Source organism: Aquimarina callyspongiae, from assembly GCF_034322225.1.
Classification (GTDB): domain Bacteria; phylum Bacteroidota; class Bacteroidia; order Flavobacteriales; family Flavobacteriaceae; genus Aquimarina.
In genome coordinates this window covers 275,999-297,825 of the sequence record NZ_JAXLPA010000001.1, presented here as the reverse complement: position 1 = coordinate 297,825, position 21,827 = coordinate 275,999, and the positions used below count along the sequence as shown (strand labels likewise).

Annotated in this window: 17 protein-coding genes; 6 read left to right on the top strand and 11 right to left on the bottom strand. The window is 33.6% G+C overall.

The window, feature by feature from the left end; all coding sequences use genetic code 11:
• Positions 1-38 precede the first annotated feature (38 nt).
• The 6 genes from U0D62_RS01205 (at position 39) to U0D62_RS01180 (ending at position 12,942) form a co-directional block, all read left to right on the top strand.
• Positions 39-1,556, top strand: coding sequence for an SGNH/GDSL hydrolase family protein (locus U0D62_RS01205; protein ID WP_322193369.1), 1,518 nt, complete (start codon positions 39-41; stop codon positions 1,554-1,556).
• Positions 1,546-2,823: a GDSL-type esterase/lipase family protein gene (locus U0D62_RS01200; RefSeq protein ID WP_322193368.1), complete on the top strand. Its 1,278-nt coding sequence runs from the start codon at positions 1,546-1,548 to the stop codon at positions 2,821-2,823. The genes U0D62_RS01205 and U0D62_RS01200 overlap by 11 nt, the downstream gene beginning before the upstream one ends.
• Positions 2,816-4,474 (top strand): MBOAT family O-acyltransferase, encoded by a 1,659-nt coding sequence (locus U0D62_RS01195; protein WP_322193367.1) that lies wholly within the window; start codon positions 2,816-2,818, stop codon positions 4,472-4,474. Before U0D62_RS01200 ends, U0D62_RS01195 begins: the two co-directional genes overlap by 8 nt.
• 176 nt (positions 4,475-4,650) lie before the next feature.
• Complete coding sequence (locus tag U0D62_RS01190) at positions 4,651-5,316, top strand: uracil-DNA glycosylase family protein (RefSeq protein ID WP_322193366.1); 666 nt, start codon at positions 4,651-4,653, stop codon at positions 5,314-5,316.
• 596 nt (positions 5,317-5,912) lie between these two features.
• Positions 5,913-9,173, top strand: coding sequence for a S8 family serine peptidase (locus U0D62_RS01185; protein WP_322193364.1), 3,261 nt, complete (start codon positions 5,913-5,915; stop codon positions 9,171-9,173).
• 193 nt (positions 9,174-9,366) lie between these two features.
• Positions 9,367-12,942, top strand: coding sequence for a S8 family serine peptidase (locus tag U0D62_RS01180; RefSeq protein WP_322193363.1), 3,576 nt, complete (start codon positions 9,367-9,369; stop codon positions 12,940-12,942).
• Between the two features lie 92 nt (positions 12,943-13,034).
• Here the strand turns inward: U0D62_RS01180 and U0D62_RS01175 are convergent, their stop codons facing one another.
• The 11 genes from U0D62_RS01175 to U0D62_RS01125 all read right to left on the bottom strand — a co-directional run bounded on the left by U0D62_RS01175 (position 13,035) and on the right by U0D62_RS01125 (position 21,680).
• Positions 13,035-13,202 (bottom strand): 30S ribosomal protein THX, encoded by a 168-nt coding sequence (locus tag U0D62_RS01175; RefSeq protein ID WP_322193362.1) that lies wholly within the window; start codon positions 13,200-13,202, stop codon positions 13,035-13,037.
• Between the two features lie 78 nt (positions 13,203-13,280).
• Positions 13,281-13,463 carry a DUF6576 domain-containing protein gene (locus tag U0D62_RS01170; RefSeq protein ID WP_322193361.1) on the bottom strand — a complete coding sequence of 61 codons (183 nt, stop codon included), beginning with the start codon at positions 13,461-13,463 and terminating at the stop codon, positions 13,281-13,283.
• 295 nt (positions 13,464-13,758) lie between these two features.
• Positions 13,759-14,520 (bottom strand): tryptophan synthase subunit alpha, encoded by a 762-nt coding sequence (gene trpA, locus U0D62_RS01165; RefSeq protein ID WP_322193359.1) that lies wholly within the window; start codon positions 14,518-14,520, stop codon positions 13,759-13,761.
• A 77-nt stretch (positions 14,521-14,597) separates the two neighbouring features.
• Positions 14,598-15,779, bottom strand: a complete 1,182-nt coding sequence (gene trpB / locus U0D62_RS01160) for a tryptophan synthase subunit beta (RefSeq protein ID WP_322193358.1) — start codon at positions 15,777-15,779, stop codon at positions 14,598-14,600.
• 22 nt (positions 15,780-15,801) lie between these two features.
• Positions 15,802-16,452, bottom strand: a complete 651-nt coding sequence (locus U0D62_RS01155; RefSeq protein ID WP_322193357.1) for a phosphoribosylanthranilate isomerase — start codon at positions 16,450-16,452, stop codon at positions 15,802-15,804.
• On the bottom strand, positions 16,449-17,234 hold the full coding sequence (gene trpC, locus U0D62_RS01150) for an indole-3-glycerol phosphate synthase TrpC (RefSeq protein WP_322193356.1): 786 nt from the start codon (positions 17,232-17,234) through the stop codon (positions 16,449-16,451). Before trpC ends, U0D62_RS01155 begins: the two co-directional genes overlap by 4 nt.
• Positions 17,235-17,305: 71 nt before the next feature.
• Positions 17,306-18,304 carry an anthranilate phosphoribosyltransferase gene (gene trpD / locus U0D62_RS01145; RefSeq protein WP_322193355.1) on the bottom strand — a complete coding sequence of 333 codons (999 nt, stop codon included), beginning with the start codon at positions 18,302-18,304 and terminating at the stop codon, positions 17,306-17,308.
• A gap of 96 nt (positions 18,305-18,400) precedes the next feature.
• Positions 18,401-18,970, bottom strand: coding sequence for an anthranilate synthase component II (locus U0D62_RS01140; RefSeq protein ID WP_322193354.1), 570 nt, complete (start codon positions 18,968-18,970; stop codon positions 18,401-18,403).
• A gap of 27 nt (positions 18,971-18,997) precedes the next feature.
• Positions 18,998-20,395: an anthranilate synthase component I family protein gene (locus tag U0D62_RS01135; RefSeq protein ID WP_322193353.1), complete on the bottom strand. Its 1,398-nt coding sequence runs from the start codon at positions 20,393-20,395 to the stop codon at positions 18,998-19,000.
• 228 nt (positions 20,396-20,623) lie between these two features.
• Complete coding sequence (locus U0D62_RS01130; protein ID WP_322193352.1) at positions 20,624-21,187, bottom strand: YceI family protein; 564 nt, start codon at positions 21,185-21,187, stop codon at positions 20,624-20,626.
• Between the two features lie 40 nt (positions 21,188-21,227).
• Positions 21,228-21,680, bottom strand: a complete 453-nt coding sequence (locus U0D62_RS01125; RefSeq protein ID WP_322193351.1) for a MarR family winged helix-turn-helix transcriptional regulator — start codon at positions 21,678-21,680, stop codon at positions 21,228-21,230.
• Between the last annotated feature and the right edge of the window lie 147 nt (positions 21,681-21,827).

The window sequence follows — 21,827 nt, the reverse complement described above, 5'->3', positions numbered from 1 at the left end:
TTTACTAAAAAGTAAAAGTAAAAGATCCCTCTCAAACATTGAAAGTAAGACCGATTCAAATATCGTTATTTATCCTATTTATATTAGGAGCATTGTTTGGTCTCATGTTTTTGAGCGAAAAAGGTGCGGTTAAAAAAGCTCAAAAACAGGATGATGGTTTTTCATATGAAGGTGTATCAGTTAAATACCCAACACATACTACTTTTTTAGGACTTGAAAAAGATTCATCGTTAACACGACAAGATATTCTAAAGGTTACAGAGATTGTAACTCCTCTCGAAATCGAAACCGAAGAAAATAAAACAGCAGTATCAATTAATAATGATACTAAGAATGATAAACTTCAGTTACCGGATTTTTCTAAAATTGATACGACACAATTAGAGAGAATACGATATCCAGAGAGTAATCCTGAGTTTGTAAATGAGTTGAGAAATAAGCTGTCCTCAAGATCTTGTAGGATTTTACATTACGGAGACTCGCAAATAGAAGGAGATAGGATAACAGCATATTTACGTAATAGACTTCAGCGTATGTATGGAGGTAGTGGCCCTGGATTTATTCCTGTAAAACCTGTATATAGACAAATAAGTGCTATTGTTGAACCTAGTGAAAATTGGGAACGATATGCATTTTTTGACCCTACCAAGAAAAAATTCTCGCATAAAAAATATGGAGCTTATTTATCGGTATCAAGGTTTACACCACATCAATCAAAAATTCCTGATAGCACTGCATTAGATTCTTTACCTATTGTCAAAGCCACAATAAAAGTTGGAAAATCAAAAAAATCATTTGCAAAATTCAGAACATTTACCAATATAGGTTTGCATTATGGTAATGCCAATACACCTATCAAAATATCTGTATATAATGATGGTACTTTAATAAAACAAGATAGCCTGATTGCCGATGGCAAATATCATCGCTATAAAATTAAAACGACTTCTACTCCTACAGATCTTAGAATCGAATTAGAAGGTAAGATAAGTGCTGATTTTTATGGATTAACATTGGATGGAGGATCAAGAGTGCAGATTGATAATATAGCTATGCGAGGAGCTTCAGGAACTATTTTTGCAAATTCAAACGGAGCTACTTATGGTAGAATGGTTAGACAATTAAACCCCAAAATTGTTATTATGCAATATGGAGGCAATACAATGCCGTATCTTAAAGATTCTACCGATGTAGATAAATATACTGCACGTATTGCCAGGCAGATCAATTGGATCAGGAGAAGAGCAAAAAAATCTAGTTTTATCTTTATAGGTCCTACCGATATGTGTCAACCCGTTAATGGAAAAATGGAAACTTATCCAATGCTTCCATATCTTAATACTAAGTTGATGGAGACCTGCCTCGAAAATAATGTGGCTTATTGGAGTATGTTTGACGCTATGGGAGGAAAAGGATCTATGGAGCTGTGGGTCGAAGAAAAAATGACCGCCAAAGACTATATGCATTTTACCTGGAAAGGAACCAAAATAATATCAGAACTATTTTTTACCGCCCTATACCTTGACCTTAAAGAACCTGATGAGAATGAAACCTAAACACCTACTTTTCTATTTGTGGCTTTTTACTATGCCACTTATGGCGCAAACCTATGTACTGGATACAGTACAAAAAAAATATACTTTTGTTAACTGGAAAGCGAATAAGATTAAGATGAAAGAAAGCTCTCCGGCTTTTGCAAAATTATATCAAAAACTAGATACGATTGCAAAAGGAGGAGAAGAAAACCTTCATATTTTTCATATAGGAGGCTCTCATATTCAGGCAGATATTTATTCAAATAGGCTTCGATCTTATCTCCAGACAATGAGCCCCACATCAAAAGGACAACGTGGATTTATTTATCCGTTTAGTATAGCTCATACCAATAATCCTGGTAATTATAGAGTAGAGTATGATGGAGAATGGAAAGGATATAGATGTTCTGTACGTAAAGATAGCGTGGCTTGGGGATTATCAGGAGTAACCGCTGTTTTTAAAGACACCATATCTAATGTAAAAATAAAAGCTAATGGGAATAATTATCATGAAAACCTATATGACTTCAACAGAATGAGGGTTTTTTATGATAATTGGAGTGACGATTATGAAATATCCTTTAAAGAAGATTCTTTGGTCACAGAAATAAAAGAAAACAAAGAAGCACATTTTATTGAATTTTCTTTTACCAAAAACGTTGAAGAAATTGAGTTTTGTATCCGTAAAATAAAAGATGTTGAGGATCCCGAGTTTCTTATGATGGGAATAGAATTAATGAATGATAATAAAGGGATCCAGTACACCTCAATCGGAGTAAATGGAGCTAGTTTTGCCTATTATAAACGATGTCGATATTTTGAAGAACAATTAATGCTCTATAAACCAGACCTATTTATAGTTTCTGTAGGTACTAATGATGCTTATCATCCTGATTTTAATCCAGTAGAGTATAAACAATATTATAAAGAATTGATTCACTTAGTGCAAAAAGCGAATCCAGATTGTGCCATTTTATTAACGGTTCCTAATGATTCATACTATAAAAAGAAATTTCCAAATCCAAGAACCAAAGTTGCCAGAAAAATGATATATGAACTTGCAGAGGAACATAAGATGGCGGTTTGGGATTTTTATGAAATTATGGGTGGTTATAACTCATCTAGAGATTGGTATAATAACAAATTAATGCCACGAGATCGAATTCATTTTACAGTGATGGGATATCGCATTAAGGCAGATCTCCTGTTACAGGCGTTAGCAAACTCTTGGGAAAAAGAGTTAGAACTTAAACCAAATTCTATTTTGAATCAGATTATTAATGAATAGACTTATAGATATATTTTCTTTTTCAGAAGATTCTCCATTAATCTTTACTCAAGCGGATTTTTGGATATTCTTTGCAGCTATATATTTTATATATGCTATCATCTATAGTAAAAAGAGTTTAAGAAGTGCCTATCTCTTTGCGATAAGTTTATTGTTCTATTATAAAACCAGTGGTTTTTTTATTGGGATTCTGTTATTTAGTACAGTCAATGATTTCTTTCTCGGAAAAGCGATTTATAAAAGTTCTTCAGTTTTATTAAAGAAAATACTGGTCGCCATTAGTGTGATTATCAATTTAGGAACTTTGTGTTATTTTAAATATGCATATTTCTTTACAGAATCATACAATAACCTCTTTGATACAAAACACGAAGTATTTAATTACCTAGCACATTGGGCAAACACTGCTTCTGAGATTGATTATTTTACAGTCGATACCATTATATTACCAGTAGGAATTTCATTTTACACTTTCCAGACTATTAGTTATAGCGTGGATATATATAGAAAACAAATTAAACCGCTTAATTCAATTATAGATTTTGGTTTTTTTGTTAGTTTCTTTCCGCAATTGGTGGCAGGTCCTATTGTAAGAGCATCCGAGTTTGTTCCTCAGATCAGAAAAGAAATTAATATTACTAAAGAAGAGTTCGGAAAAGCATCTTTTATGATCTTGAAAGGATTAATCAAAAAAATGTTATTTGCCGATTATATCGCTGCCAATTTTATGGATCGCGTTTTTGATGTTCCGGAGATGTTTTCTGGGTTTACTAATATTATGGCAATGTTTGGATATTCTTTACAAATCTATGGCGATTTTTCAGGGTATACAGACATAGCAATAGGATTAGCCTTATTGATGGGATATAAGCTTCCGGTAAACTTTAATTCACCTTATAAAGCGATCCACTGTGGAGATTTTTGGAGAAGGTGGCATATTTCTCTATCAAGTTGGCTTAAAGATTACCTGTATATTCCAATAGGAGGTAACCGTAGCGGAAGTATCTTTTCATATGCATTTATATTAGTATTCACTTTTCTGGGAGTCTTTGCTGTATCAGACTATGCAACAGCACTTTTGGCAGTTACTGGCGTAGGAGTGTTTTTGATTGTTACACTGTTTTCTTCAACTCTTGCCTGGCATTTTAATCGAAATGTAAACATTATGATTACCATGTTGGTAGGAGGATTGTGGCATGGCGCTTCCTGGAAATTTGTGATTTGGGGAGGACTTAACGGGATAGGAATAGTTACCTATAAATATTGGCGAAAGGTTAGTCCCTATGAAAATTCTAAAGCCTGGTACGCTTTGTTATGGCGAATTGCTTTGACCTTTGTCTTTATCACTTTTACACGTATTTATTTTAGAGGTAATAGCATGGATCATATTGATCGTTTTTATCAACAAGTAGCAACTAATATGGATTGGCAAAATGCGCTAGCTGTATTATGGGAGTATCGTGCAGTATTTATTGTTATGCTTATTGGGTATATCACACATTGGTTGCCATATAGCACAAAAGGTTGGATTGAAAATGCATTTGTAAAAAGTAATTTTCTTATAAAAGCGCTAGTAGCAATTGTAGTAGCTATTATCTGTTATCAAACGTATGCGGCAGATTTTCAGCCATTTATTTATTTTCAGTTTTAAAAATTATAGCAGTTTATGTTTTTGAGCGTTTCCTGATCTGGATAACTCAAGATCAGGTCGGGCTATTCACTATATCTTTTTCTGCTTTCTTCATATCTTAGAAAACAGAAAAAGGATGTCGTTGCTATCCCTAACGTTAATAAAACTTTTACCTTCGAATTTTATATTTTGAATTTATGACACATAATTTGTTTCATCATATACATCCGTATGAACCTTTTTTTCCTAAAGGAGTTACCAAAATAATTGTTGGAACATTGCCTCCTCCAAGATTTACAACAAGAGATCTTAATGAGAGAGATGTTGATTTTTGTTATGGTAGTAGTAACGGATTGCTTTGGCCAGTACTAGATCAAATTTTTGAACTTGATTTGAAATATGAAACTACCAGATATGCAGCGAATCAACGAAAAGACTTTCTTACTCAAAAGAAAATAGGAGTTTGTGATATTGTGCAAAGTTGTAAACGAGAAAAGATCGATGCTTCTGATCTAGGTATGAAGGATATCGAATTAAGAGATATAATCGGATATTTAAAAAAATATCCTACAATAGATACTTTGATTTTTACAGGTGGTAATAGTAAAAACGGGCCAGAATATTTCTTTAGAAAACATCTTAAAGAGTATGATCTCAAATTAGAATTGGTATCCAATGATGTTCCTAGAGTGCATAACGTACAGTTAGAAGATCGAATTGTTAAAACAGTATCGTTAACAGCACCTTCAGGAGCAGCTAATCGTGCTATAGGGAGCATGCAAAAATACAAAGACCTTAAGAGTAAAAACCCTAAATTCAATACGCTGGATTTTAGAGTGCTACAGTATAAAGAGTTTTTCTAACTCTATCCTTTTTCTGCTGTAATAAAGAGTTTATAAATATTTTATTTTTGTCTCTTTCCATTACTTTTTAAGAAAATACCTGATATCAATAAAAATAAGTTGTTGATGTGGATAATTGTGCTATTCAACTATTTTTTTTTGAAATAAGTAGATAATTGTAGAATTTAAATACATCATTACACGCAATTATAATCAACTTATAACCAAAACTAACTCACATGAAAAAAGCACAAAGAATTAACAGCCAATAGGCATTTCTGTTTTTAAATCCAGGTTTCATACATACGTTAACCAATTTCAACTTATTTAATAGTATAATAAAAGTTCTTATATCATATGACTTTATCAGTTATATGATGTTAAGAATAATAAAAGATAAGTCAGAGGCTAAATTCTTTGTTTTTATGGCCTGCTATCTCCTATACTTTAAAGAAAATGAAGAAGGAGACGCTATATTTTAATTCTTCAAAATTCCACAAAGTGTCGTAAGGAAACCTTATTCAGCATTCCTTTTTGTTGCCGTATGTTATGTAAAGAAATACACTTGCTAGTTGAGCAACATTATGCATAGATCTCTAATCATAAATACTTTTAAAATGAAACAAAACCAACTTAAATTCTACGTAATCATTATCCTTTTTTTCTCTTTTGAAATCATAACAGCACAACAAAAAATCAACGAAAAGGGACAGTATGAAAATGTGCTCCATATCAAATTTAAACCAGATCGAACAAAAAAATTAGATAAAGAGTTCGAAAGAAAAGCTTTAAAAGCTGCAAAAAAGGAAGAAGGATATGTTCGCCTAAACCTTAAAGATATGGATGTGAGAAATAAAACATTTAAAGTGAGTTCTTTAAAAAGAATATTTCGACCAGCTGGAAAATACGAAGAAAAGCATAGAAAAAACGGACTACACTTATGGTACGAATTAGTATTTGAGGCTAATCAAGAAGTAGATAAAGTAGTTGACGCTTATAAAGAAGCACAGTCTATTGAAATTGCAGAACCTGTATATCAAATACAACTAATAGATGGAAACAATACCGTTCAAAAAACAATTGCTACAGTAACCGATTATAAAAATAAACAAGTTAATAGTGTGGTAAATGATCCAATGTATAAAGATCAGTGGCATTACAATAATACAGGACAAAAAAACGGAACCGTAGGAAGAGACATCCATTTAGAAGAAGCCTGGGAAATAGAAAAAGGAGATGCTAGGGTGATTGTAGCAATACAAGATAGCGGTATAGATGTCAATCATCCTGATTTGATAGGTAATTTATGGATAAACTCTGGAGAAATACAAGGAAACGGTATAGATGATGACAACAATGGCTATATAGATGATATACACGGATATAACTTTATCAATAATACTAGCACTATTCCGGCAGGAGATCATGGTACTCATGTGGCAGGAACAGTAGCAGCAGAAACCAATAATGGGATAGGAGTGTCTGGAGTTGCTGGTGGTACAGGAAACAATGATGGAGTTCGATTAATGGCATGCCCTGTAATAGGATCAGGTGTACCTAATGGAGGAGCAGAATCGTTTGTGTATGCGGCAGATAATGGAGCTGTTATATCCCAAAACAGTTATAGCTTTAGAGGATTTACGGGCGACGTCATTCAACTGCATAAAGAAGCAGTGGATTATTTTATTGCTAATGCCGGAGGATCAAATGAAGCTATGAATGGAGGAATTGTATTTTTTTCGGCAGCTAATGACAATACAAACTTATCTACATATCCCAACACTCATGAATCTATTGTTATGGTTTCAGCTTTAAATAATAAAGATCAAAAAGCAAGCTATTCAAATTATGGAAACTGGGTGGATATTGCAGCTCCAGGAGGACAAGGACAAGGAGGAGTTTTAAGTACGGTACCTGATCAAAGTTATGGGTATAAACAAGGAACATCTATGGCGTGTCCTCATATGTCAGGAGTAGCAGCATTGGTAATATCAAAAAATTATGGAGATATTACCGCTACACAATTGAGAAGAATATTAGAAGGAACCACAGATCCAATTGACTATCTTAATCCAGGGTTTGAAAACCAATTAGGAGTAGGAAGAGTAAATGCTTATAAAGCACTACAAGTAGGAAATGGAGAAGGGATTCCGCTAGGATTACGAGTACAAAATATAACCCAAACAAGTGCAGATATCAATTGGAGTCAAATATCAAGTGCACAACAATATAATATAAGATATAAAAAAAGTACCGAAAACAATTGGACTCTTGTTTCAGCAGCTTCAACTACCATATCTTTAAATAATTTAGAAGAAGGACAATTATATGAAGTACAAGTAAACGCTTCAGGAGCATCCGGAGTATCACCATATTCGTATATATTTGAGTTTACAACCAAAGTATCATCACTGAATCCTCCTTTGGGAATTTCATTTACCGATATTACCGAAACCAGTGCAAGTATACACTGGAATGCTGTATCGGGTGCGTCAGGTTATATATTAGAGTATCAGGAGCAAGGTAATTCAGAGTGGAAAATAGTTCAAGTAGATCAAGAAACAGAAGCAAGTTTGTTTGATTTTACACAAAAAACAACTTATAATGTTAGGGTTAAGGCTACAAATGATACTGTACAATCAGCGTATTCGGCCATAGCCTTTTTTACAACCAAAACTTCAAAATGTGGAGATATTGCTCCGTGGAAACCCCAGCAATATAGAATTAAAGGAACAAAAGTTGCATATCAGGATGTTATATATGAAAATCAATGGTGGGCAGAATCTAATCATATTCCAGGAGTTCATGAAGTATGGTTGAAAATCGAGGAATGTACAGGAACAGGAGACAACCAGCCTCCAATAGTTAACATTACGACTCCCGAAGATAACACAACAATTGTACAACAAACACTTACAGAAATTACCTTATCAGCAAATGCTATAGATAGTGATGGTACTATTAATACCTTACAATTCGAGGTTAATGCAACTTTACTTCAAGAAGGGAATAACGTTAGTTGGTTACCTACTGCTTTTGGAACATATACCATAAAAGTGACTGTGACCGATAATGATGGAGCGATCGCTACAGATCAGATAACTATTACAATAAGTGAGAGTGCAAATAATCAACCACCTACAGTATCAATAACGCAACCCAGCGATGGACAGGTATTTCATCAAGAAGTGTTAACAGCAATTACTTTATCAGCTGAGGCTACAGATGTTGATGGAACTGTAATTTCTGTTCAATTTAAGGCAAATGACGTATTGCTACCTATAGGAAATAATATTAACTGGTTACCTTCTGTTTTTGGTTTACATACAATTTCTGTAACCGTAACAGACGATAAGGGAGCCACAGCTACAGACCAGGTAACGATTACAATAGAAGAAGTTATTGCCGGTAACTGTAATGGTATTACACCTTGGGATCCAACAAGAATTTACCCTTCAGAAGGAGGAGTAGAGGTATCTCATAAAGAATTTATATATCAAAATAAATGGTGGACACAAAATAATGAACCTGGCACTGGTGGTCCTTGGGGACCTTGGGAACTGATTGGTCCGTGCAATGCTGCATCTTCAATGTCTATAACATCAAATACTACTAATAATGAAAATATCAGGATAGGAATAAATCAGGTAACCAAAAAAATGCAAATACTCCTTTATCAAGAATCTTTAGGCAATATAAAAATGTCTTTATACAGTATTGATGGTAGATATTCTAAAGTGTTGATAAATGATTTAATGTCAAAAGGAATACATGAATTATTCATTGATATAGGAGAAATAAGTGGAGGCCTTTATGTATTACGATCAGAAATAAATCAGAAACCTTCAGAGATAAGAAAAATAATGATTTTGAAGTAGGACGTAACTGTTCTATTAAATTATGTGGTTTGCTGGATTTAGTGAATGGTTTCCAACACATTTACTCAAAAAAGTGGCTTACTACTAATTTTCAATCGATGATAAAATATTTTGATTTACATAAGCTTGTCGGTGAAACATGATTACTGCTAATCAATATCATTTAATATAAAACTCTTAAAACCAAAAAACAATGAGTGTATTAAAAATTAAAATGCTTCTGGTGATCGTCATCTTGATCATACCATTTAGTATCTTCTCTCAACAAAAAACCAATAAAAAAGGAGAACGCAAAGGAGTAATTCAAGTAAAGTTTACACCTGATCAAACCAAAAGACTGGATAAGATGCTTCAAAAAACATCTGTAGAATCCGGAAAACTTAAACCTTTTAAAAAAAATGAATATATCAAAACCGGATTTAGAAAGATTGATGAAAATAACAGGCAATTTGGAGTAAAATCAATGAAAAGAGTGTTTAGGCCAGCAGGCAGATTTGAAGAAAAACATATTGCTTATGGATTGCACCTATGGTATGAGCTCGAATTTGATGAAAACAAAGACCTTGAGCTGGTACTTCGACAATATAAAACATTAGATGAAATTGATATAGTAAGTGCTGTTTATGAAATAAAGCTTCAAGATGATTATGATAATTTGGTTTTGGATGGACTACTATCAAAAGAAATGATAAAAAAGACTGTTTCTACAAATAATAATTTTAATGGAGCTCCTGATGACCCAAATTATCCTGAACAATGGCATTATAATAATACAGGGCAGGAAGAAGGAATTCCTGGAAGCGATATTAAATTAGAGCAAGCTTGGGCTATAGAGAAAGGAGATTCTAGAGTAATTGTCGCTGTAGGAGATGAGAATATTGATGTTTCTCATCCCGATTTAATTGGAAATATGTGGGTCAACCCTGGAGAAATACCAGGTAACGGTATTGACGATGATAATAATGGCTATATCGATGATATTCACGGATATGATTTTATTAACGATACAGGTACAATTGTACCCAAAGTAAGTCATGGTACTCATGTAGCAGGTACTATAGCTGCCGAAACTAACAATGGGATCGGTGTGGCTGGTATTGCAGGAGGAACAGGAAATGACGATGGAGTTCGATTAATGTCTTGTGGGATTATTGGTCCAAAATCTAATGCAGAATATTTTATATATGCTGCAGATAATGGAGCAGTAATCTCCCAAAATAGCTGGGGTACATCTCCTTCGGTATATATTCCTTCTCAATTAGAAGCAATAGATTATTTTATAAATACTGCGGGAGGCACAGGCAAAGCTATGAATGGGGGCGTTGTTGTATTTGCTATGGGTAATGATGATTCAGAAACCATGGATCCACATCCAGAACAAGAAAAAGTACTTGGAGTAGTAGCTACAAATAACAGGGACGAAAGAGCGTCATATTCAAATTATAATGTTAAAGCAAGCCTTTCTGCACCAGGAGGAGAACAGAGAGGCGTTCAAGGAGAACCAGGAGTTATAAGTACTATAAATAATGATAAATATGGAGCTTCTGGAGGAACATCGATGGCTTGTCCACACGTTTCTGGAGTTGCTGCGCTAATTATATCCAAAGCTTATGGAAATATTAGTGAAGATCAGGTACGGGCAATTATAGAAGGAACCACAGATTTTATAGATTACCAAAATCCTGCATATGCCGGTAAATTAGGAACAGGTAGACTCAATGCTTTCCAGGCACTACGAGTTGCAGAAAACATGAATATCCCTATAGCAGTAAGAGCGATTAATACTACTGAGAATACGGCATCAATACATTGGAAATCTCTTACAGCAGCAACTAATTTTGAGATTCGATATAAAAAATCTGAAACAACTTCCTGGAATTCAATAAATGTATCTGGAACTTCTAAAGATTTAACTAGCTTAGAAGATGGACAATGGTACGATATAGAAGTGCGAGCAATCAATTCTTCTGGAACTTCTCCTTATTCTGGTACTACTACATTTATTACCAAACCATCTTTATTGGTAGCTCCCGATATAATTGCCTCTACCATTGCCGAGACTAAAGTAGACCTGCAATGGAACGACGTGAAGGGGGCTTTGAATTATGAAGTGAGGTATAAACCTAAAAGTAGTAGTACATGGTTAACTCGAGCTATCAATATAGGCACGACCGCACAACTGGTAGATTTATTTCCTAATACAGAATATGAACTTCAAGCCAGATCAATTAATCAAGAAGTAATTTCATCATATTCATCATTGATATCATTGCATACGACTTTTACTCCTTGTGGAGAAATTCAACCGTGGGAACCAAAAGATTATGGAGGTAGTGGCACTAAGGTTTCTTATGAAGGATATATTTATAGTAATAGCTGGTTTGCTCAAAGCTATCATGTACCTGGGAAAAATTCAGTTTGGAGAAAAGAAGGTCCGTGTGATTCTGACACGAATCAATTGCCTACAGTTTCTATAACACAACCAACAAATGGGCAGGTATTTAACCAAGAAGTGTTAACAGCCATCATTTTATCGGCCGATGCCACAGATACCGATGGTACAATAACTTCTGTTCAATTTAAGGCAAATGATGTTTCATTATCAGAAGGCAATAATATCAATTGGTTACCTACTGCTTTTGGAACACATACAATTTCTGTAACTGTAACAGATGATAAAGGAGGGACAGCTACAGATCAGGTAACAATTACTGTCAATGAGATTACAGATAATCAATTACCCACAGTATCCATAACGGAACCCGCCGATGGACAGGTATTTAACCAAGAAGTGTTAACAGCCATCATTTTATCGGCTGATGCCACAGATACAGATGGTATAATAGCTTCGGTTCAATTTAAGGTAAATGATATTTCATTATCAGAAGGCAATAATATCAATTGGTTGCCTCCTGCTTTTGGATCATATACAATTTCTGTAATTGTAACAGATGATAAAGGAGGGACAGCTACAGATCAGGTAACGATTACTATCAATGAGATCACGGATAATCAATTACCAACGGTTTCTATAACCCAACCCGCCGATGGACAGGTGTTTAATCAAGAGGTATTAACAACCATCATTTTATCAGCTGATGCCTCAGATTCTGATGGAACGATAACTTCTATTCAATTTAAAGTAAATGACGATTTATTATCAGAAGGCAATAATATTAACTGGTTGCCTCCTGTTTTTGGATTACATGCAATCTCGGTAACGGTAACAGATGATAAAGGAGGAACGGCTACAGATGAGGTAACTATTATGATAGAAGAAGTTATTAATGGGGGTTGCAATGATATTGCGCCTTGGGATCCAGCTAGAATTTATCCCTCTCAAGGTGGAGTAAAGGTATCTCATAAAGAATTTGTATATCAAAACAAATGGTGGACACAAAATAATGAGCCTGGTACGGGTGGTCCTTGGGGACCTTGGGAGTTAATAGGTCCTTGCAATTCTAGTCAAACACTAGTATCAAATATTGAAGAATTTAAATCTCTAAATTCTGAAATTCTACAAGTTGTTATGGATCAGAAAACATCTACAATGCAGGTGCTAATAAATAAACAATCCAATGGTAACATAGAACTGTCTTTACATAGTTTGGATGGACAAAGGCAGAGTTTTTTAACCAATAAAAATTTAACCTCAGGAAATCATTGGTTAGTTTCAGATGTGTTATCTATAAAATCAGGAGTATATATTTTAGTAGCAAAAATTGAAAATGAAAAGAGGTTGGTGAGAAAGGTGATGATTATAAAATAGATAATCATGGTTTACAAACTGTGAGCGTTATAAGGTAGCACTCACAGTTTGTATATTTTATTTCAATTAATATATTGTGAAGTAGGTTTTAATTACGCTGATTCTTCTTCTTTAGCAGTTGATTTAGCTTTGGTAGTTGTTTTTGCCTTAGCTTTTGGTTTTGAAGCTAATGATATAGTAGTTTCTTTACGAGGCCTTAATCTGCCATAGGATCCTCTGTAAATTTTACCGCGTCGTGTTTTTTTATCTCCTTTGCCCATAATTTTTAAATTAAATGTGAGTTACTAATTTAGTAATTAGTTAGTTAAGGAGAAAATGTACTGACCCGGAATTAAGTTTTATTTAGATAGCTCTTCTAATCGATCTTTCTCTTCTTTAGATAATTTGTCAATACCTTTTTTGTTGATTTTATCCAAAAGTTTGTTCAATTCCTGTTCTTTTGCAACTTTCTTACTATTGTATTTATCATCTGGATCTAATAATCCTTCAGGTTTTTGTTGAAGCTCTTTTTTGAATTGCAAAAAGTCAGGTTTTATCCACTTAATAAATAGAAAAATAATCAGTATAGCAACAATCAGGGAGATTGAAATATTGCCTATGAATAAGATTAATATCATCATTGTATCATTGTAATTATGAACTTGAGTTCGACTTAAGGAAATTTACGTCAGGTCGAGTGATTTTCTTCATTTCACTTCAAAAAATCACTCAATTTGACGGTTTTTTCAAACTAATCCTTGTAGTTCATACTCTTAATTAGTTATAGTTAAATATATAAATACTAATAACTTTTAGATTAGAATTTTCTAATATTATCTATCGAATACTTTTTATAAAATCATCAATATCATCCACTCCGTTATTGGTAAGATGTTTAATAAATGCAGACCCAATAATTGCTCCTTTAGTTGTTTTTGTTGCTTGTCTAAAGGTTTCGTTGTTACTGATACCAAATCCTACAATTTGAGGATTTTTTAGATTAAGATTAGCAATACGATCAAAATAATGTTGTTGCACATCTCCAAAAGAGCTTTTAGCTCCTGTAGTACTTGCCGAACTTACCATATAGATAAAACCGTTAGATACATCATCTATAAACCGGATGCGTTCATCAGATGTCTGTGGAGTAATCAGGAATACATTGATCAATCCATATTTTTCAAAGGTTTTTTGATAATGTTCGTGATATTCTGCTACGGGTAAATCTGGTATGATTAATCCATCAATACCAATCTCTTGACATTCTGCACAAAATGCTTCTACACCATATTGCATCATTGGATTGAAATATCCCATTATAATAAGTGGAATATTGACAGTTTCACGAATGTCCTTAAGTTGCTCAAATAACAATTTTGTAGTCATTCCATTTTTTAAGGCAACTGTAGAGCTTTCTTGGATGGTAGGTCCATCTGCCAGAGGATCACTAAATGGCAATCCAATCTCTATCATATCTACGCCGCTTTTCTCAAGATCTTGTATGATTTTTTTAGTATCATGTAATGATGGGTATCCAGCGGTAAAATATATAGATAGTAATTTTTTATCTTCCGAAAGTTTTTGATTTATTCTATTCATTGAAAATGACATTTTATCATTTTTGATATTAGTTTATAAATTTTATTGACTCTGTTTTTAACAAAAAAGCAGATTTACTATAGTTCGAAATGATCAATATAAGTGTTAAGATCTTTGTCTCCACGTCCCGAAAGACTAATCACTACAATATCATCAGGTTTAAATTTTTTATCGTTGAAAACAGCCAAGGCATGAGAAGATTCTATGGCAGGGATTATACCTTCTAATTGGGATAACTCTAATCCTGCAGCCATCGCATCATCATCAGTTACTGAGAAAAACTCTCCTCGTCCAGTTTTATATAAATGCGAATGTAAAGGTCCAACTCCTGGATAATCTAGTCCTGCGGATATAGAATAAGGTTCTGTAATTTGTCCATCTGGAGTTTGCATTAATAATGTTTTACATCCGTGGATAATACCTTCTTTTCCTAATTGAGATGTAGCAGCACTCTCGCCACTATTGACTCCTTTTCCAGCTGCTTCTACAGCAATAATTCCTACATCGGGTTCATCTAGAAAATGATAATAAGTACCCGCAGCATTACTACCACCTCCAATACAGGCTACTACATAATCTGGGTTTTCTCTTCCTTCTTTTTCTTTTAATTGCCATTTGATTTCTTCTGAAATAATAGACTGAAACCTTGTTACCATATCCGGATAGGGATGTGGCCCGATAGCAGAGCCAATTATATAATGGGTGTCTATAGGATTATTAATCCAATCTCGAATAGCTTCATTGGTAGCATCTTTTAGGGTTTTGCTTCCGGATTTTGCAGGTATTACTTCTGCACCTAGCATTTTCATACGGGCAACATTAGGAGCTTGTCTTTTGATATCAATCTCACCCATATATACAATACATTGGATACCCATAAGGGCACAAACTGTAGCTGTAGCTACTCCGTGCTGTCCTGCTCCAGTTTCAGCAATAATCCTGTTTTTGCCTAATTTTTTAGCTACCAGAATTTGCCCAATCGTATTATTGACTTTGTGGGCTCCGGTATGATTGAGATCTTCTCGTTTAAGGTATACTCGTGTATTGTGCTTTTCTGAAAGACGCTTTGCAAAGTATAGGGGAGAAGGACGACCCACATAATCTTTTAAAAGTTGATTAAATTCTTCTTTAAAAGAAGGAGTCTGCATAATCTCCAGGTATGTTGTTCGAAGTTCTTCTACATTGGGGTAAAGCATTTCTGGAATATAAGCTCCTCCAAAATCTCCGTAATATCCTTTTTCGTTTACTTGATAACTCATAGTATAGTTTTTAAATTCCGGTCTAGCCAGGAATGACAAGTTTTTTAAATTTTTCTATCTCGGTTATATTTTTTAATCCGGGTTTGATCTCAAATTTGCTATTTACATCGATAGCATAAATTGGTAAATCAGTTTCGAATATATCTTTTAGTTTATCAATTTCGTCAAGCCCTATTCCTCCACTTAATATAAAAGGAGTATTAGATGAATAATTGTTTAGTAAGCTCCAATCAAATGTATATCCGTTTCCTCCTTTTTCTTTTCCTTTAGTATCAAAAAGAAAGTAATCGACAATACCTTCATATGGTTTTAATTTGTCAAAGTCGAATTCTTCTTTTACAGAGAATACTTTCCAGATTTCTATTTGGTTATCATCTCCTGAATTGGGATCCGATGGATAAAGTTCTTTTAACTTTTTGCAGAAATCAGCTGACTCATTTCCGTGTAATTGAATGGCTCTAAAATTGTATTGTTTTACTTTTTCAGAAATAAACTCAAGAGAAGCGTCTACAAATACTCCAACCTTTTTAATGGTTGATGGTATTGATGGGATATGACTTTCAAAGTTTCTAGAGGATTTTTCGTAAAAAATAAATCCTAAATAATCAGGTGATAATGCAGAAACTGCTTCTATATTATCCTGATATTTCATTCCACAAACTTTGAGTTTCATGACTGTAACGTTTTTATGAAATCTATGGCACTTGCACCAGGGTTTTCAGTTTTCATAAAGTTCTCACCTATTAAAAAACCTTTATAATCATATTGTTGCAAGTCCTGTATAGCTTTGATACTACTGATACCGCTTTCTGATACTTTTACAAAATCATCAGGAATGTGTTTGCTTAACTCTTTACTAATATCGGTACTGACTTCAAAAGTTTTAAGGTTGCGATTATTTACTCCTAACATATCTATAGAAGGCATAATGGATTTTTTAAGTTCTTCGAGGTTATGAACTTCTAATAACACGTCCAGAGATAGACTCTTTGCAAATTCTGATAATGATTTGATCTCATCCTGGCTCAATACTGCTGCAATAAGAAGAATAACATCAGCTCCATAAGCTTTGGCTTCTAATAATTGATATTCATCTATGATAAACTCTTTTCTGAGTAAAGGAATTTGTACAGATGCTCTTGCTAATAACAGATCATCGAGAGAACCTCCAAAATATTTACCATCAGTCAATACAGACATACCACAAACTCCAGCATCTTCATATCCTTTTGCTACATCCTGAACACTTACCTTTTGATTAATCACTGCCTTAGACGGAGATCTTCGTTTATGCTCTGCAATAATCCCTGTATTACTATTACGCAAAGCTTCTGCCAAAGAATTATTTTTTCGATCAAATAATACAGATTTTTCTAATTGTTGAATAGGAATTAGATTCTTTTTGAGATCAACTTCAATTCTTTTATCGGCTACTATTTTATCTAGTATATTCATTATTCTAGTTCTGAACTTTTTTCAGAATCTCTTTAATTATGATTTATGTAAAATTTTATTTTCAGATTTCCTTAAGACACTTTACTTAATTCCTGAACTTTCTTTAATGCTGTTAATCCTTTACCTGATAGTAAAGATTCTTTTGCGCGCTCGAACCCTTCTTTAGGTTGTAATCCTTCAACTGTTGCAATTGCCATTCCGGCATTGGCGCAAACTACATTGTTTTGAGCATCAGTTCCTTTTCCGTTAAGGATATTCATAAAAATCTCTGCCGATTCTGAAATAGAATCACCACCTGTGATATCTTCTTGCTTTAATGCAGAAACTCCAAAATCTTGTGGAGTTAGCATTCCTTCTGTTGTATGCGAAATTGTTTTGGTACTTCCGGTAAGCGAGATTTCGTCATAACCATCTAATGCGTGAATAATCGTGAAGTTTTTATCTGTATTTTGATATAAATAGCCATACATTCTTGCAAGCTCAAGGTTAAAAACTCCAACAATTTGATTTTTAGGAAAAGCTGGATTTACCATTGGCCCAAGCATATTGAAAAAAGTTTTAACGCCTAATTCTCTACGTATAGGAGCAACATTTTTCATTGCAGGGTGAAATAAAGGGGCATGAAGCACACAAATTCCTGCCTCATCAATACTTCGTTTTAAAAAGTCTTTGTCATTACTAAATTTAATACCCAAATATTCCATCACATTAGAACTACCACATTTTGAAGATACTCCATAATTACCATGCTTTGTTACTTTGATTCCTGCTCCTGCAGAAACAAAAGAAGAAAGAGTAGAAATGTTGAACGTATCTTTTCCGTCACCACCCGTTCCGCAGAGATCGATAGGATTATATTCGCTAAGATCTATAGCTACACAAAGCTCGAGTAATGCATCTCTAAATCCTTCCAGCTCTTCTATAGTAATACTACGCATCATATATACTGTGAGAAATGATGCGATTTGGCTTTGATTATAATCTCCTTTAGAAATATTGACTAGAACACGTTTTGCCTCCTCTTTAGAGATGGTCTCGTGATTGATTAAACGGTTGAGTAATTTTTTCATTTTAGTATTCTTCTTGCCATTTCCGTTAAAATCGGAAACCTATTATGATTTTACTTGATTGAATTTTAGAGTTTTGCTGATTACCTTAACTATAAATCAGGATTTAATCCAATTCTCTAACATCTTTTTACCATCAGGTGTTAAAACAGATTCTGGATGAAATTGCACTCCGCGTATATCTAATTCTCTATGTCGTAGAGACATAATTTGTCCGTTCTCATCAAAAGAAGTGGCTTCCAGACAGGATGGTAAATCTTTGTCAGCTACCACCCAGGAATGATATCGACCAACATCAAAACTATTATTGAGACCATCAAAAATGGTTTCATCTGTTACTGATAATTTCACTTGAGTAGCAACACCGTGGTAAACTTCGTCCAGATTGATAAGGTTTCCTCCAAAAACTTCGCCTATAGCCTGTTGTCCCAGGCATACTCCCAAAATACTTTTGGTATCGGCATAAGTTTTTATAATATCCTTGAGCAATCCTGCTTCTTCGGGAACTCCTGGTCCAGGAGAAAGTAATATTTTATCAAATGGAGCTACTTCTTCCAGTGTTAATTGATCATTACGCTTTACAGTAACTTCACAGCCTAAATCTTCAAGATAATGAACCAGATTATATACGAACGAATCGTAGTTGTCTATTACTAATATTTTTTTCATTGTATTCAGTAAGAGTTTTTTAGCTCTTTATATTTCTTCAGCTAGTTTTAGCGCTTTGGTTAGCGCTCCTAACTTGTTATACACTTCTTGTAATTCGTTTTCTTCATTAGATTCATTAACTAATCCAGCTCCGGCTTGCCAATGTAATTCGTGATTTTTACTTAAAAAAGTTCTAATCATAATGGCATGATTAAAATTGCCAGAAAAATCCATAAAACCGATTGCGCCACCGTAGAAATCACGATTTACAGTTTCATACTTTTCAATAAGTTGCATAGCCATATGTTTTGGTGCACCACTTAAAGTTCCTGCCGGAAAAGTATCTGCTACTACTTGCATTGTAGAAGTGTCTTTATGTTTTTTTCCTGTTACTTTACTTACTAAGTGAATAACATGTGAGTAAAATTGAACTTCTCGATAGGTATCTACCGTTACATTATTTCCGTTACGGCTAAGATCATTCCTGGCAAGATCAACAAGCATTACATGTTCTGCATTTTCTTTTTCATCTGCTGATAATTTTTTGGCAAGTTCTGCATCTTGTTCATCGTTTCCGGTACGTTTAAAAGTTCCTGCAATAGGATGGATTTCGGCGATATCATCTTTAACCACTAGTTGTGCTTCTGGAGAGCTTCCGAATATTTTAAAATCTCCATAGTCAAAGTAGAATAAATACGGTGAAGGATTTACACTACGCAGAGCTCTATATACGTTAAACTCATCTCCTTTAAATTTTTGAGAAAATCTTTTTGATAATACGAGTTGAAAAACATCTCCTCGATGGCAATGTTTTTTTGCCAGGGTTACGTGTTCTTTATATTGCTCATCGTTTAGATTAGAAGTGGTTTCTCCTGTAATGTTAAAGTTATAAGAGGCAAAATTCTTGACTTTTAATAAGGATTCGATTTCATCTATATTACTTTCGGTTTGATAGCAATGTGCAAAGATGCAAGCTTCATTGGTGAAATTACTGATAGCAATAATATTTTGATATACGGTATATTGCATATCAGGAATATTTAATGCTCCTTCTTTTTTAGTAACATCAATATCTTCAAAATAACGCACTGCATCATAAGATATATATCCAAAAAGCCCTGTGTTTATAAACTTGAAATTACTTTTTGATGTTTCAAATTGTTGAGCAAACTGTTCTATAACTTTAGGAATATTAGTATCCTCTGTTATAGGAGTCTCTGTAACACTTTTATCAGGAAAAGATTGATAAATAATTTCATTTTCGATTTTGATATTGGCAATTGGATTACAGCAGATATACGAGAAACTGTTTTCACTTCCTCGATAATCATTATTTTCCAGAAGTAAACTATTAGGAAACCTGTCTCGAATTTTTAAATAAACGCTCACAGGAGTAATAGTGTCTGCCAGGATTTTTTTGAAATGTGTGGTTAATTGGTAACTCATTTTACACTTTAATAATTTAATTTATAACCCCTTTTAATGACCAACAAAAAAAAGGCTTGTCGTGATTTGACAAGCCTTTGATATGTTTACTTAACATAATAATAGGAGCTATCTCACGACACTTTCGTTTCGAGAAGACCACCACCAATTATTTGTTAAGATTAATTTCATTTGTTTCTTTTAATGAGCCAAATATATAAATTAATTATAATTCTGAATAATAAAAAATTACATTTTTAAATTTACGGCTAATTCAAATTCATCGTTGATAGTTTTATCACCTAAATTATCAAAGAAACTACCCGAACCATATTTGATACCATATTTTGTTCTGTCTACATTTAGAGTAGCTTTTGCAGAACCTCTGTTTACTTGAAGATCAAAAGTGATAGGGTTAGTTTTACCTTTGATAGTAAGATCTCCTGTAACTTTATAACCACCTTTGATTTTTTCGGATTTTTTGATAACTAACTTAGCTGTCTTATGGTTAGCAATACCAAAGAAGTCATCTGAACTAAGATGCCCTTCAAGCTTAGTTTTGTATTCTCCCTGAAGATCAGTTACTGCAAGTGAAGTCATATCAACGGTAAATTCTCCTCCGCTTAAATTGTTGTTTTCAAAAGTTAAGAATCCGCTGGAAAAATTAAGCGTTCCTGTATGCGCTCCAGTTACTTTTTTACCAGTCCAGTTAATTGAACTTTCTGAAGCTTTTATTTCTTTTTGCTGTGCATAAGTTGATGCAGTAGCTATTAGTGTTAAAGCTAAGATTAATGATTTAATTCTAATTTTCATGATTTAAAGATTTAATGGTTTTGTAAATGTGATTACGTATTTAACTTCTAAGTTTGTTTAATAGGTCGTTTAATTGTACAAGTTCTTCTTTAGAAAGGTTAGAGGTAATTTCTTTTTCAAAATTATCCATAGTTGGAGCTATTTGTTCCAGAAATGAATTGCCTTCATCTGTTATAGAAATTTCTACTTTTCTACGATTAGTTGGACAGGTTACTCTTTTGACAAGGTTCTTTTTAATGAGTTTGTCTACTAAACGGGTAGTGTTACTCATTTTGGTCACCATTCTTTCTTGAATAGTAGATAGATTCGCTGGTTTTCCTTTTTGTCCTTTAAGAATCCTAAGCACATTAAACTGTTGAATAGAGATATCAAAAACTTTCAATTCTAGATTGATTTTTTCTCTAATCCAGTTTTCTGTATACAATAGATTAATAATCGCCTTTCTTGGGATTGGGATTGTAATTTCTGTTTTTATCGCTTTTTCTATATTCAATTGTCTGTACAATATTTGTATATACAAATGTATAGAGGCTAACGCTTTAAAAAATATAAATTGGTATTAATTCTTTGTTAAAGTTCAGTTCTTAGGTTTTGTTAAATAGTATTATTGCCTCACAAAATGATATAAATTAAAGATTGA

Excerpts from the sequence above, each read along its gene's own strand:
- U0D62_RS01190 (WP_322193366.1), top strand. The coding sequence starts at position 4,651 with ATGACACATAATTTGTTTCATCATATACATCCGTATGAACCTTTTTTT.
- U0D62_RS01135 (WP_322193353.1), bottom strand. The coding sequence starts at position 20,395 with ATGAGTTACCAATTAACCACACATTTCAAAAAAATCCTGGCAGACACT.
- U0D62_RS01180 (WP_322193363.1), top strand. The coding sequence starts at position 9,367 with ATGAGTGTATTAAAAATTAAAATGCTTCTGGTGATCGTCATCTTGATC.
- trpA (WP_322193359.1), bottom strand. The coding sequence starts at position 14,520 with ATGAATAGAATAAATCAAAAACTTTCGGAAGATAAAAAATTACTATCT.
- U0D62_RS01185 (WP_322193364.1), top strand. The coding sequence starts at position 5,913 with ATGAAACAAAACCAACTTAAATTCTACGTAATCATTATCCTTTTTTTC.
- U0D62_RS01200 (WP_322193368.1), top strand. The coding sequence starts at position 1,546 with ATGAAACCTAAACACCTACTTTTCTATTTGTGGCTTTTTACTATGCCA.
- U0D62_RS01155 (WP_322193357.1), bottom strand. The coding sequence starts at position 16,452 with ATGAAACTCAAAGTTTGTGGAATGAAATATCAGGATAATATAGAAGCA.
- U0D62_RS01140 (WP_322193354.1), bottom strand. The coding sequence starts at position 18,970 with ATGAAAAAAATATTAGTAATAGACAACTACGATTCGTTCGTATATAAT.
- trpC (WP_322193356.1), bottom strand. The coding sequence starts at position 17,234 with ATGAATATACTAGATAAAATAGTAGCCGATAAAAGAATTGAAGTTGAT.
- U0D62_RS01175 (WP_322193362.1), bottom strand. The coding sequence starts at position 13,202 with ATGGGCAAAGGAGATAAAAAAACACGACGCGGTAAAATTTACAGAGGA.
- U0D62_RS01130 (WP_322193352.1), bottom strand. The coding sequence starts at position 21,187 with ATGAAAATTAGAATTAAATCATTAATCTTAGCTTTAACACTAATAGCT.
- trpB (WP_322193358.1), bottom strand. The coding sequence starts at position 15,779 with ATGAGTTATCAAGTAAACGAAAAAGGATATTACGGAGATTTTGGAGGA.
- U0D62_RS01195 (WP_322193367.1), top strand. The coding sequence starts at position 2,816 with ATGAATAGACTTATAGATATATTTTCTTTTTCAGAAGATTCTCCATTA.
- trpD (WP_322193355.1), bottom strand. The coding sequence starts at position 18,304 with ATGAAAAAATTACTCAACCGTTTAATCAATCACGAGACCATCTCTAAA.